Origin of the sequence: Pigmentiphaga sp. NML030171 (assembly GCF_002188635.1) — a bacterium.
GTDB lineage: Bacteria > Pseudomonadota > Gammaproteobacteria > Burkholderiales > Burkholderiaceae_B > Pigmentiphaga > Pigmentiphaga daeguensis.
Genome location: NZ_NINX01000029.1, coordinates 219,798 through 232,631 on the forward strand (window position 1 = coordinate 219,798; position 12,834 = coordinate 232,631).

Annotated in this window: 15 protein-coding genes and 1 pseudogene; 7 read left to right on the forward strand and 9 right to left on the reverse strand. The window is 67.1% G+C overall.

The features are described 5' to 3' along the window. Positions 1-106: 106 nt before the first annotated feature. Positions 107-1,711 (forward strand): YncE family protein, encoded by a 1,605-nt coding sequence (locus CDO46_RS10335; RefSeq protein WP_140416847.1) that lies wholly within the window; start codon positions 107-109, stop codon positions 1,709-1,711. 19 nt (positions 1,712-1,730) lie between these two features. Here the strand turns inward: CDO46_RS10335 and CDO46_RS10340 are convergent, their stop codons facing one another. From CDO46_RS10340 to CDO46_RS10365, 6 genes are all read right to left on the reverse strand, one after another. Continuing rightward, on the reverse strand, positions 1,731-2,237 hold the full coding sequence (locus CDO46_RS10340; RefSeq protein ID WP_087838500.1) for a PRC-barrel domain-containing protein: 507 nt from the start codon (positions 2,235-2,237) through the stop codon (positions 1,731-1,733). A 114-nt stretch (positions 2,238-2,351) separates the two neighbouring features. After that, complete coding sequence (locus CDO46_RS10345) at positions 2,352-3,215, reverse strand: oxaloacetate decarboxylase (protein ID WP_087838444.1); 864 nt, start codon at positions 3,213-3,215, stop codon at positions 2,352-2,354. Positions 3,216-3,228: 13 nt separating this feature from the next. Further along, on the reverse strand, positions 3,229-3,849 hold the full coding sequence (locus CDO46_RS10350) for a cysteine hydrolase family protein (protein WP_087838445.1): 621 nt from the start codon (positions 3,847-3,849) through the stop codon (positions 3,229-3,231). After that, entirely contained in the window at positions 3,846-4,376 is a 531-nt protein-coding gene (locus tag CDO46_RS10355) for a 3-isopropylmalate dehydratase (protein WP_087838446.1), read from the reverse strand. Before CDO46_RS10355 ends, CDO46_RS10350 begins: the two co-directional genes overlap by 4 nt. Then, positions 4,373-5,650: a 3-isopropylmalate dehydratase large subunit gene (locus tag CDO46_RS10360; protein ID WP_087838447.1), complete on the reverse strand. Its 1,278-nt coding sequence runs from the start codon at positions 5,648-5,650 to the stop codon at positions 4,373-4,375. Before CDO46_RS10360 ends, CDO46_RS10355 begins: the two co-directional genes overlap by 4 nt. 124 nt (positions 5,651-5,774) lie before the next feature. Beyond that, positions 5,775-6,560 (reverse strand): GntR family transcriptional regulator, encoded by a 786-nt coding sequence (locus CDO46_RS10365; RefSeq protein ID WP_087838448.1) that lies wholly within the window; start codon positions 6,558-6,560, stop codon positions 5,775-5,777. 110 nt (positions 6,561-6,670) lie between these two features. Here CDO46_RS10365 and CDO46_RS10370 point away from each other — a divergent pair, with 110 nt between their 5' ends. From CDO46_RS10370 to CDO46_RS10395, 6 genes and pseudogenes are all read left to right on the forward strand, one after another. Beyond that, positions 6,671-7,681 (forward strand): tripartite tricarboxylate transporter substrate binding protein, encoded by a 1,011-nt coding sequence (locus tag CDO46_RS10370; RefSeq protein WP_087838449.1) that lies wholly within the window; start codon positions 6,671-6,673, stop codon positions 7,679-7,681. Positions 7,682-7,688: 7 nt separating this feature from the next. Further along, the gene (locus tag CDO46_RS10375) at positions 7,689-8,447 is read left to right on the forward strand and encodes an aspartate/glutamate racemase family protein (protein WP_087838450.1); all 759 of its coding nucleotides are present in this window, start codon (positions 7,689-7,691) and stop codon (positions 8,445-8,447) included. Positions 8,448-8,749: 302 nt separating this feature from the next. Then, complete coding sequence (locus tag CDO46_RS10380; protein ID WP_016451583.1) at positions 8,750-9,949, forward strand: site-specific integrase; 1,200 nt, start codon at positions 8,750-8,752, stop codon at positions 9,947-9,949. Positions 9,950-10,124: 175 nt separating this feature from the next. Next, positions 10,125-10,403 (forward strand): hypothetical protein, encoded by a 279-nt coding sequence (locus CDO46_RS10385; protein ID WP_012202428.1) that lies wholly within the window; start codon positions 10,125-10,127, stop codon positions 10,401-10,403. Positions 10,404-10,407: 4 nt separating this feature from the next. After that, entirely contained in the window at positions 10,408-10,932 is a 525-nt protein-coding gene (locus CDO46_RS10390; protein WP_012202427.1) for an AlpA family transcriptional regulator, read from the forward strand. Beyond that, positions 10,932-11,072 (forward strand): annotated as a pseudogene (locus CDO46_RS10395) (transcriptional regulator); the annotation flags it as partial. The gene CDO46_RS10390 and the pseudogene CDO46_RS10395, both read left to right, overlap by 1 nt. Positions 11,073-11,161: 89 nt before the next feature. Here the strand turns inward: CDO46_RS10395 and CDO46_RS10400 are convergent. The 3 genes from CDO46_RS10400 to arsC form a co-directional block, all read right to left on the reverse strand. Continuing rightward, positions 11,162-11,593, reverse strand: a complete 432-nt coding sequence (locus CDO46_RS10400; RefSeq protein ID WP_012202425.1) for a hypothetical protein — start codon at positions 11,591-11,593, stop codon at positions 11,162-11,164. A gap of 95 nt (positions 11,594-11,688) precedes the next feature. Further along, positions 11,689-12,411: an arsenical resistance protein ArsH gene (gene arsH, locus CDO46_RS10405; RefSeq protein WP_012202424.1), complete on the reverse strand. Its 723-nt coding sequence runs from the start codon at positions 12,409-12,411 to the stop codon at positions 11,689-11,691. Next, positions 12,404-12,826 (reverse strand): arsenate reductase (glutaredoxin), encoded by a 423-nt coding sequence (arsC, locus tag CDO46_RS10410; RefSeq protein WP_012202423.1) that lies wholly within the window; start codon positions 12,824-12,826, stop codon positions 12,404-12,406. Before arsC ends, arsH begins: the two co-directional genes overlap by 8 nt. Positions 12,827-12,834 lie beyond the last annotated feature (8 nt).

Genomic DNA, 12,834 nt, shown 5'->3' on the forward strand with positions numbered 1-12,834 from the left:
CGCGTCGCCGGCACTACCCGCGACGCATGGCGCCGCGGATGGCGCCGGCTGTCCGGCGCCGCCATTCGGCCCGCCTTCGCAGCACGCCACCCAACCTGACATGCCCATGAAGACACGCTGCTTCGACCGGCAGGCAACCTCCCGCCCTGTCGCCGCATCCCTGCTCGCCTCGCTCGTCCTGTCGCTGGCCGCCTGTGGCGGCGATGGAGACGGGTCCCCGGGAACGACACCCCCGACCACGCCTCCCGCCACCCCGCCCGCCGCCTCCATGGACGTCACCCTGGCCGGCTGGCCCGGTCTTGCCGGCCTGACCGTCAAGGCGGACGGCAAGGAGATCGCCGTCGCCAACGGCGCCTTCTCGGTAGCCGGCGGCGCCACCCTGACTCTCGAGGCCGGCGGGGTGGAACTGGCGTCGCTATCGCCCCGGCATACCATCACCGTGTTCGATCTGCTGTCCAGCCGCGACTGCCAGAGCTCGCCCGAACTGGGCAGGCTGCTGAGCCTGCTGCTGGCCCTGGACAGCGACCAGGATTCCTCGAACGGCATCACCCTCGCCCCGATCGCGCAACCGGCCTCCGGGGTCAAGCTGGCGGCGCTGAGCGAACAGGAACTGCTCGCGCTGGAAACCCGGCTCGTGGGCCGTAGCGTGTCGATCACCGATGCCCTGCGTGCGGCCAACGCAGCGCTGGACCAGGAGACCTGGACCGAATCGCTGGCCACGCGCACCTCGTTCGTGAACGACATGACGGTATTGCAGAACTACCTGGACCGCGTGCTGGCCGAGCTGGCCATGGATGCCCGGGCGCTGACGGGCTTCGCGTACCTGACCGACGAGCAGGCCGCGCGCATCCCGGCCACGCTCAAGAGCCAGGGCATGGCCTTCGACGGCGACACGCCGGTCTTCTCGTGGCGCTACGGCCTGCAGCGCACCAGCGCCGCCTATCAGCCCACCCTGAACCGTCCGCTGGCGCTGCCCGCCGACATCCAGTCCGAATACGGCGCCAGCGCCGACGGACCGCACATGGGCCACATCGGCGACATCGACATCCTGGACGGCAAGCTCTATGCCCCCATCGAAGACGAAGACGACTCGTCGCAGCCGTCCTACATCGCCGTGTTCGACGCCAAGACCCTGCAATACACCGGCGAGAAGCATGCGCTGCCGCTTGCCGAGCACGCCGACGGCGTGCCCTGGGTGGCCGTGGACGGCCCCCGCAAGCAGCTTTACACGGTGACCTGGAGCACCTTGGCGGCCGACAAGCTGAACGTCTTCGACCTCGCGACCTTCAAGCTGGTCCGCTCGGTGCCCCTGCAGACTTCATTCAACGGCAAGCGGGTGCAGGGCGCCAAGGTCTATCACGGCATGCTGTACGCCTCCAGCGACACCAAGGACGGCGTAGCCGGCACCGACCTCAAGCGCAAGCGCATCTACAAGGTCGATCCCGTCAGCGGCGCCGTCATCGAGCTGATGCACTACGACGAGCCCAACCGCACCGAAGCCGAGGGCCTGGCCTTCAGCCCCGACGGCACCATGCACCTGACGGTCATCGCTCCGTACACGACACCGATATACGGCCAGACGACCAATCCCAGGCCCTTCGACGAGAGCTACAGCATCGACGGCGACGACTGGAATCCGTCCGCCACCCTGCGCCACTTCAAGCGCACCGGTGGTCCGCTGCGCGAGAAGCTCTGCGCGCTGGGCGCATAGCCGCCGCTGTCCGCCCCGCCTACAGGCCTTCCGAGAAGCCTGTGCGCGGGGCGTTGACCACCGGCTGGTCGAGGGTGACGCGTTCTCCCTGGCGCTGGTGCCAATAGGGTTCGGTCCCGTAGCGGCCGTGCAGCTCGGTGGCCCAGCCCGCGTCGGCGAAGCTTGGCCAGCGGTCCTTGTCGAAGCCTTCGGCCTGCTTCACCACGTCGGCCGACACGCCCAGGATGAATACCTTGCGGTCGGTATCCAGCGTCAGCGCGTTCCACGGGATGGCCAGGAGCTTGTCGCCCATGCCCAGAAAGCCGCCGCTCGACAGCACCGCGTAGGCGATACGGCCGGTCGACACGTCCAGCATGATGTCCTTGATCGATCCGACGTGCACGTCATCGGCGCTGTAGACCTTGTTGCCGTCCAGGGTCGAGGCGGCCATGATGTGCGGACCCGGCCCGTCAGCCGTGGCGCTGCCCTTGCCCACGATGCCGGCGCCGCCCTGCTGGGGCGCGGAAGTGCTGTCGATCTGTGCCATGTTGATCTCCTTCATGGACGTCGGCGGCTTCCACGCCCACGCCCGGCGACGAAACTGCGGAAGCGCCGTGGATCAGCAAGGAACGTACCCACATGGCAGGGCACCTTGTCGAGCTCAGGCGGAATACGAGCTTCCCAGCCGCATCAATTCCGGCGTGCCGATCAGCGCGTTCAGTTCGTCGAAATCCAGCATGCGGTCGCGCCAGGGAGCCGTCGTGCCGTGCTCGCGCAGGCTGCCGTAGTAGCCCTGCAGCACGTGGGCGACCGCGCGCGCGGTGCCGCCCGGGAAGATCGCGATGCCGAAGCCGTGCCGCTCGAGTTCCGCCGCGCTCTGGATAGGGGTCTTGCCGCCCTCCACCATGTTGGCCAGCAGCGGCGCCCGGCCTTTGAAGCGGCGGCAGGCCGTGTCCATCTGCTCCGGAGTCCTCAGGGCCTCGATGAACAGCGCGTCCACGCCGGTCTCCAGGTATCGTTCGGCCCGGTCCAGGGCCGCCTCCAGTCCTTCGACGGCGACCGCATCGGTACGCGCCAGGATCAGGGTGGACGAGGAGTCCCGCGCATCCAGCGCGGCCTTGAGCTTGCCGGCCATCTCGGCGACCGGCACCACGGACTTGCCGTCCAGGTGGCCACAGCGCTTGGGAAAGGTCTGGTCCTCGAGCTGTATCATCGCGGCGCCGGCGCGCTCCAGTCCGCGCACCGTGCGCATCGCGTTCAGCGCGTTGCCGAACCCGGTATCGGCGTCGACGATCACGGGCAGCGACACCCGCTCGGTGATGCGCGCCAGGGTATCGGCGACTTCGGTGTAGGTGGTCAGGCCGACGTCCGAACGCCCCAGGCGGGTATAGGCGATGGATGCGCCCGACAGGTACAGGGCCTCGAAGCCGGCCTGCTCGGCGATCAGGGCGCTGAAGGCATCATAGACGCCCGGGGCGAGCACGATGCCGGGACGGGCCAGGCGGCCGCGCAAATCATGGGACATGGCGGGCTCTCCTTCAGGCGGCCAGGCCGCGCTCGAAGCTGCGGCAGTCGGTTACGTCGGCGATGCCCGCCATGTCGGCCAGCGCCGTGGCATGCACTTCCTCGCGGAAGGCGGCGCAGCCGTCCGCCAGCACGGCGACATGGTATTCGCGCATGTGGGCGTCGCGGACCGTGCTGGCCACGCCGCCGTTGGTCACGATGCCGCACACCGCGACCGTATCGATGCCGGCATGGCGCAGCACCCAGTCCAGCTGCGTGTTGAAGAAGGCGGAGTACGCCACCTTGCAGACCGACACGTCGACCAGGCCGTCCAGCTCGGCCACATTGGCCTGCCCACGGCTGCCGGGCGCGAAATCGCCCTTGCGCAGGAACGGCCGCAGCGCCGCCAGGTGCGGGGCGATCATCGGTTCGCCCCGGCCGTCCGGCCACAGCGTGAACTGGCTGGCAACCACCATGCCGCCGGCCGCTTTCAGGGCCCGCGCCGCTGCCGCCACGCGCGGCGGCAGCGCGGCCGCGGCGGCGCTGACGGCCCCGCCCCGCGCGTAGGCGCCGTCGGGCGCGAGGAAGTCGTTCTGCAGGTCGACGATCAGCAGCGCGGTGCGCGCCGGGTCGGCGGGAAAGGATGCGTTGGTCATGACGGTCGATGTCCGGTGGAAGAAGTGGCGGGACCATTCCCGGCCAGACGCTTGCGCAGCTGGTTCAGCAGTCCGCCGCTGCGGGCCATGTCTACCAGGAAATCCGGAATGGCCTCGCACTCGAGCACCCTGCCGTCCCGCGTCACCACTTGCGGCGTCGCGCGAAACCGGATCTCGATCCGCTCGGCCTCGTCCAGCGTCTCCGCCTGCGGGCAGGTCAGCAGCATCAGCCCGACGTTGAAGGCGTTGCGGAAGAACAGCCCGCCATAGGACGGCGCGATCACCGCCGCCACGCCCAGGCGTACCAGCGCCGCCGCCGCCTGTTCGCGCGAGGATCCGATGCCGAAACCCGGTCCCGCCGCCACGACGTCGCCCGGCCGCACCGTGGCGGCGAACTCGGGCCGGACCGACTCCAGGCAGTGCGTGGCGATGACATCGATGCCGTGCTTCATGACGTAGCCGGGCGCCAGCAGGTCGGTATCGATGTCCGGCCCCAGCTTCCAGACGCGGTGCGTGGTCCCGCTCATGCCAGTACCTCCCGGGGATCGCTGATGACGCCGCGCAATGCCGAGGCGGCCACGGTATAGGGCGACCCCAGGTACACCTGGGCGGTGGGCGAGCCCATGCGCCCCTTGAAGTTGCGCGCGGTGGTCGAGATGACCGTGACGTCGTCGCCCATGGGACTGCCATAGCCCGAGCAGGCGCCGCAGGATGTGGGAAAGAGTTCCGCGCCGGCATCCATCAGGACCTGCAGCACGCCTTCGTCGCGCGCGGCATCCTGGTCGCGCAGGCTGGCCGGGGCGACGATCAGCCGCACGCCCGGCGCGACGCGGTGTCCCTTGAGCACCGATGCGGCGGCGCGCAGGTCATCGAGCTTGGCACCCGTGCAGGCGCCGACATAGGCGACGTGGACCGGAACGCCGTGATAATCGTCCACCGGCCGCGAATTCGCGGGGCTGTGCGGCGCGGCCACCATGGGCGACAGCGCGCTGGCATCGAAGTCGTAGCGGGTGCAGGCGGCCCCTTCGTCCGTATGCCATTCCCCCAGGTCGGGCACCCTGGCGCCGATGGCGGACAGCCATTCGGCCGTGATCTCGTCGGGTGCGATCAGGCCGGCCTGGGCGCCCAGCTCGGCGCTCATGTTCGACAGCGTCATGCGTTCCTGCATGCCGAGCGCCCGTACCGCCGGCCCGCAGAACTCCACGGCCTGGTAGGCGCCGCCGTTCATGCCGAAGCGGCCCAGCATGTGCAGCATCATGTCCTTGGCGGTGACGCCCCCGGACAGGGTGCCGGACCAGTGCATGCGCAGGGTGTCCGGCACGCGCAGCCAGATCTCGCCCGTCACGACCACGCCCAGCATCTCGGTCGAGCCTATGCCGAACATGTAGGCGCCGAACGCGCCGCCCGTCGGCGAATGCGAATCCCCGCCCACGCAGAACATGCCGGGCAGGATATGGCCGCCCTGCGGCACCACGACGTGGCAGATGCCCTGGCTGTCGTAGACGTGGGGCAGATCCTGCTCGCGGGCCCATTCGCGCGCGATGCGGACGATCCTGCGGGACTCCTCGTCGCGCTCGGGCACGTAGTGGTCCATCACCAGCACCACGCGCGACTTGTCCCAGATGCCCGCGCCCAGCTCTTCCAGCATGGGCTTGAGGCGCCTCGGTCCCGAAGAATCATGGAACATCGCGAGATCGACCTTGCAGGTCACGATCTCGCCCACGCGCACGCTGGCGCGCCCCGACGCGCGCGCGATGAGCTTCTGCGCCAGCGTCCGGCCTTCATCCGGCGATGTAATCAAGCTGTCACCCGATATCCTCGAAGGTCCCGGCCGGGCCCTTCCAATCTATTGTCCTAACAATAGTACATTTGATTCGGGTTCTTGTGTTCTTATTTGTGGCGCGCCGGATACCCGGCGCGGCGCCTTAGCGCATGTAGGCGTTGAAATCCTTGCTGACCCAGACCTTGGCGTCGATGTCGCCCACCCGCGACAGCTCCATCTCGTACTCGTAGCGGTCGGGGCAGTACAGGCCCTGCAGCCAGAGCACGGGCCGATCGTTCACGTCGTAGACCACCCGGCTGACCGACAGCAGGGCCGATCCCAGCGGCATGCCGAGCAGGCCCGCGACGGTGGCATCGGCCTGGCGCGCAGAAATGCTTTGCCGGGCCCGGCCGATCTCCACGCCCGACTCCTCGATCAGCACCAGCATGGCCTTGCGGCCCAGTTGCCGGCGGCCGAGGTTGCCCGCGAACTCGCGCGGCACCCAGGTGGTGATGCAGGAGACGGGGCCCGCCTTGGTGCTGCGCACGCGCACCGCCCGCAGCACCTGCGCGCGCGGTTCGATCTGCAGCATCTGCGCCACCGGCTCGGTGGCGGACACGTATTCGTGCTCGATGACCTTGACCGTGGTGTCCAGGCTGGCGGCGATGATGTTGTCCAGCAGCCCCGCCATCCGGTGGGTGGACGAGGCTTGCTGCCCCGCCTGGCCCGGAGGCTGCAAACGCCGCGTCCCCCGGCCGGCCGATCGCTCGATCAATCCTTCCTGGGTCAGGTTCTCCAGGGCCTTGCGAACGGTCGCCCGCGAGACGCCGAACTCTTCCATCAGTTCCAGCTCGCCGGGCACGCGCTGGTCGTACAGGCCATCGCGCAGCCTTTCTTTCAACACCAGGTATACGCTGTGGTACTTCGGCAGGGGCAAGGTTTGCTGCATAGACTGGGGTTCTGTCTTATTGTCTGTCCAATAGAACAATTTAGCTTGACTCGATAGCGAAACCTGGCGGAATATCCACATGCGTTGTCCATATTCTTTCAGGTCCTGCCATGCGCCATCATAGTACAGGGGAACACCGCGCCCACCCCCGCGCGCTGAATATCTGCCGCCGTGCATTTCTGGCCCTGGGCCTGGCCGCGGCTTCGATCACGGTCCACGCGCAAACCTATCCGGACCGCCCCATCAAGCTGATCGTGCCATTCAGCCCGGGCGGCTCGACCGACGTCATCGGCCGCCTCGTCGCCAGCGCACTGGCCGAACAGGTCGGCCAGTCCGTCATCGTCGACAACAAGGGCGGCGCCGGCTCCATCCTCGGGACCGACCTCGGCGCCAAGGCGCCGGCCGACGGCTACACGCTGGTCATCACCAACGGCGCGGCCATCACCACCGGGCCGCTGCTCGGCCAGAAGATTCCCTACGATCCGTTCCGCGACTTCACGCACATCATGCTGCTGGGGACCTTTCCCAATGGCCTCATCGTGCGCACCAGCCACCCGGCGAAGAACTTCAAGGAATTCGTCGAGCTGGCCCGCCAGGCCGGCGGCAAGTACAACTACGGTTCGGCGGGCGTAGGCTCGGCCGGCTTCCTGACCGGCGAAATGCTGAAGCAGAAGGCCCGCCTGGACATGACCCACGTACCCTACAAGGGCACCGGGCCCGCCATGAACGACCTGCTGGGCGGACAGCTCGACGCCATCTTCAACAACATGTCGGTCGCCTCGACCCAGGCCAAGGCGGGCAACGTGCGCATCCTGGCCGTCAGCGGCCCCAAGCGCGTCGCCGCCTTCCCGGACGTGCCCACCATGGACGAAATCGTGCCGGGCACGGTGGGCGAGGCCTGGTTCGGCGTCTCGGCGCCCGCCGGCACGCCAGCCGCGGTCGTCGACCGGCTGCAGGCCGCGCTGGGCAAGGTCATGGCCAACGCCGACATCCGCGCCAAGCTGTCGGACTTGGGACTTACCCCCGTCGGCGCGCCGCAGGCCGAGTTCGTGAAATTCCTGCACGACGAAGACCGCAAGTGGGCGCCCATCATCAAGGCCGCCAACATCAAGCTGGATTGATGCCCGCATGGCCGTCGAATACGCACCCCGGGGGCTCATCGGCCTGCTGACCCCGCAGGCCAACACCACGGTCGAGCCCGAATACTTCATCCTGCTGCCGGCCGGCTACGCCCACATCAATGCCCGGTTGATGAGCGACAAGTCCACGATCGAGGCGCGGCTGGTCGACTACGTGGACAGGCTGGACACCGCCTGCGACCAGTTCGCCAACGCGCCCATCAAGGCAGTCGCGGTGGGCTGCACCGGCGCCTCCTACCTGGTGGGCCGCGAACGCGAGGAACGGGTACTGGCAGGCATCGAGCGCGAGCGCGGCGTCCCGGCCTTCACGGCGGCCACCGCGGTGGTCGCTTCATTGAAGCAATTGGGCGCCCGCCGGATCGCGCTGGCCTCGCCCTACCCCGCCGGGCTGACCGCCGCCAGCAAGGCCTATTGGGAATCCCAGGGGTTCACGGTCGTGCGCGTGGCGTCGGCCGCCATGGACCACACGCAGTTCCATCCCATCTATTCGATGAAGGCGGACACCGCCGGCGCGCTGCTCGATGACCTGGCCCGCGACGACACCGACGCCATCCTGATGCTGGGCACGGGCATGCCCACCCTGACCCCGCTGCTGGCGGCGAACGCCCGGTCGCGCGTGCCGGTGCTGTCGTGCATGCTGTGTCTGGCCTGGATGGGCGTCTCGGCCGTGGATGGCCAGCCCGCGCCGCTGGAACCCTGGCTGCGTGGCGACCACTGGCGCGAGCGCCTCGCGCGGCAACAGCCCTGAACCACCACGAAACGGCGCTTCCACCGGAAAGCGCCGTTTTTTCATCGCCGGGCCGCCCCAAGATGAAAAACACCCCCTTGGGGGGCAGCGCCGCCGCGAAGCGGCAAGCGTGGGGGCCATTTTTCATTTCACACTGACTTCAGTACCGTAATTCGCTGGACTACGCCGAAGCCAGATACAGCAGGTTTATCAATAACTTAGGCGCGTTCATCATATGCCGGTGCTTTCTGAAACCTGATCCGGCTTCCTGCCTCGTGGCTCCCATGTGGCCCCTGGAAACCGGGTCTTTCCGAGGAGTCATCGTGGCAAAAATCAAGCTCACCAAGTCCGCAGTGGATGCGGCACAACCCCAGGCGCAGGCCGTCGAACTGCGGGACACGCTGGTGCCCGGCTTCCTGTGCAAGATTACACCAGCGGGCCGCAAGGTGTTCATGCTCCAGTACCGCACGAACGCCGGCGAGCGCCGCAAACCCGCTTTGGGCCTGTATGGCGAACTGACCGTCGAGCAGGCCCGCTCGCTGGCCCAGGAATGGCTGGCCCAGGTACGCCGGGGCGGCGACCCGGCCGCCGACAAGGCGGCGGCGCGCAAGGCGCCCACGGTCACGGAACTGTGCGTGAAGTTCATGGAGGATCACTCCAAGCAACGCAACAAGCCCAGCACCCGCCGGGGCTACCAGGGCGTCATCGACCGCTGCATCGTCCCCTTCCTGGGCCGCATCAAGGTTCAGGACGTGAAGCGCCCGGACGTGGCCGGGGCGATGAAGAAGATGGCGCACAAGCCCGCCGAGGCGAACCGCGCTTTCAGCGTCATGCGCAAGATGTTCAACCTGGCCGAGGTCTGGGGTTATCGGCCGGACGGCACCAACCCATGCCGCCACGTCCCGGTGTACCCCGACGGCAAGGCCACCCACCTCATCAGCGACGAGGACATGGGCAAGCTGTTCCGGCACCTTGACGGTATCGAGGCCGAAGGGCTGGAGAACTACGTCATCCCGCTGGCGATCCGCCTGCAATTCGAGTTTGCCGGGCGGCGCTCCGAGATCATCTCGCTGGAATGGGCATGGGTGGATCTGGACAACCGCCGCGTGGTCTGGCCCGATAGCAAGACAGGTGGCATGTCCAAGCCCTTGAGCGAGGAAGCCTACCGGCTGCTGTCCACCGCGCCGCGCCGGGACGGCTGCCCCTACGTGCTGCCGTCGCCGAACGACCCGGCCAAGCATCTCACCGAGGGCGAGTATTACGGTGCCTGGTGCCGCATCCTGAAGGCGGCGGGCGCTACGCACGTGGGCACGCATGGCATCCGCCACCGTTCGGCCACTGACATCGCCAACTCGGGGATTCCGGTGAAGGTGGGCATGGCGCTGACGGCGCACAAGACCGTGGCGATGTTCATGCGGTACGTCCACACGGAGGACGATCCGGTGCGGCAGGCCGCCGAGCTGGTGGCGAACCGGCGCAAGACGATCACCGGGGCGCAACGCACCGAGCAGGCGTCCGCATGAACGGCAAGATGCCGTCGGCTGCGGCAGGCGCGGCGTTGCCAGCCTTTCGTGTCGGAAATCAGGCCCGCCGAATTGTCGCGACGCTGTCGCGACAATTCGAGCGTGGGTCACCAAGCCTTGCAGCAAGGTTGTCACTTGACAACCTTGCGCATCATCCCCATACTGGAGGTCGCTGATGGCCCGTTCCTCTCACCCGAAGAAAGAGGTCGAGGATGCGCTGCGACACGCCGAAGGGCAAGGCTGGCGTGTCGAAGTCGGCGGTAGCCATGCCTGGGGGCGGATGTACTGCCCGTACAACGATGAGGAATGCCGTTGCGGCGAGTTCTGCATTACCAGTGTATGGAGCACGCCGAAGAACCCCGGCAACCATGCCCGCGCCTTACGGCGCGCCGTGGACAACTGCACCATGGACCGCCAGCAGCGCGAGGCGGATGACGATGGCACCCAGGAATAGCGCGATGGAATACACCTTTACCCTCAAATACCAGCTCACCGATGACGACCGCGATTCGCAGACACTGGTCGAGCGCCTGGGTGAAGCCGGCTGCGACGATGCCCTGGTCGGCATCGGGCAGCCGGGGCGGCTGGCGCTGGAATTTACCCGCGAGGCGGTGGATGCAGATGAGGCAGTGCGCAGCGCGCTGGCCGATGTGCGCCGTGCCGCACCCTCGGCCCGGCTGATCGAAGTGGCGCCTGATCTGGTTGGGCTGACCGATGTGGCCGACATCGTGGGCGTGTCGCGGCAGAATATGCGCAAGCTGATGCTGGCCCATCCGGGTAGCTTCCCGGCGCCGGTGCATGAGGGCAGCGCGTCGATCTGGCATCTGGCGGATGTGCTGGGCTGGATGCAGGCCAAGGGCGGTTATGCCCTGGCGCGGGAGGTGCTGGACGTGGCGCGGGCCGCCCTGCAGGTCAACGTGGCCAAGGAAGGCCGGCGCTTGCCGCGCCTGGCGTTCGAGGAACTGGAAGCGCTGGTGGGCTGATGAAAAGCAGACCCCATGACGAAGCGATGGCCGAGCTGTACCGCAGCGACCCGGCGCTCGCGCTCGAAGTCATCAACGGTGTTCTGGAGGACGGCGACCAGGCCGAACTGCCGACTGTGCTGCGCCAGATGGCGCGGACGTTCGGTGCTGACGCTCGATCTTCCGCAGCCGATGAATTCTCGTATCGCTGATACGAGAATTTCGGCTCGGAGGTGCCACCAGCTTCCCATCAGAAAAGGTCGTCCTCGCACGCTTGCGGCGCTGTCGGACGATCCATTGATGGCTTCTTGACCATGGCCTCCAGTGCGTCAAGGGCCGCTTCGCGGAGCTTTCGGACGCGGGGCAGCAAATCGAACAGGGACAGCCCGAGCTGTGGCGACAGCAGTTCGACGATCAGCCGGTAATGCTCGTCCTCCCGCAAAACTTTCGTCTGGAACAACAGCCAAAAGCAGGACTCGCCCAGTTCCTGCCTGGAGGGCAAGTCCTCTATGGACCGCGACTCAGCGGCCTCGATGTAGGTGTCCACGATGGCTTCTGCCTCAAGCCACAATTCCGAAGCCGTCTCGTCATCGACGGGTTCCTTTTCTGCGAGCTCCCTGATATGCGCAAACGCAGCGGCCTCATCGGCCTGCTTGTAGACCTTGCTGCTGGAAATTCCCATTCTGTTCTCCGATCCGTTTCTGTCGCTGCGATGGCGCATCAGATTAGCGTCACGACGGATTGGTGAGTGAAGTGCTTGTTTTTTAGGGGGAGTGTTCAGATAGCCGTCTGCTGGACGCGCCGGCTCAGTGCTTCCGCACTTTCCTTGCGCTCGCTGTAGCGGTCCACGAGGTACGGCGCCGCATCGCGCGTGAGCAGGGTGAACTTCATCAGCTCCTCCATCACGTCCGCGATGCGGTCATAGTAGGCCGAGGGCTTCATGCGCCCGGCCTCGTCGAACTCCTGGTACGCCTTGGCGACCGAGGACTGGTTGGGGATGGTCAGCATCCGCATCCAGCGGCCCAGCACGCGCATCTGGTTGACGGCGTTGAAGGACTGCGAGCCGCCCGAGACCTGCATCACCGCCAGCGTCTTGCCCTGCGTCGGGCGCACTGCGCCGGCCGACAGCGGAATCCAGTCGATCTGCGTCTTCATCAACCCCGTCATGGCCCCATGGCGCTCGGGCGAACTCCACACCATGCCTTCGGCCCACTGGGCCAGCTCGTGCAGTTCCTTGACCTTGGGATGGTCGGCGGGTGCATCGTCCACCAGTGGCAGGCCCGAGGGATTGAACATGCGCGTCTCACCGCCGAGCGCGCGCAGGATGCGAGCCGCTTCCTCAGCGGCCAAGCGACTGAACGAGCGCTCGCGTAGCGAGCCATAGAGCAATAGGAAGCGCGGCGCGTGCGTGGCGCGCTCGGGTGTCAGCAGCCGTTGGGTATCGGGCAGTTGGAATAGCGCGGTGTCGATATTGGGTAGGTCGATTCTGGATTCAGACACGGCGGCCTTCCGCGTCCACGACCGCTTCGCCGTCTTCCTTGTTGAACGCGCCGCGCTGTGATTGCGGCAGGATGTCCAGCACGGCCTCCGAAGGCCGGCACAGCCGCGTGCCCAGCGGCGTCACCACGATAGGGCGGTTGATCAGAATGGGATGCTGGAGCATGCAGTCGATCAACTGCGCATCGCTCCACTTCGGGTCATCGAGGCCGAGTTCCGCGTAGGGCGTGCCCTTCTCGCGCAATACCGCGCGCACCGGCACGCCCATGTCCGTGATCAGGCGTTGCAGGGTTTCGCGGTCGGGCGGTGTCTTCAGGTATTCGATGACCGTGGGTTCCTCGCCGCTGTTGCGGATCAGGGCCAGCACGTTGCGCGACGTGCCGCAGACGGGGTTGTGATATATCGTGATACTGCTCATGGGAAATG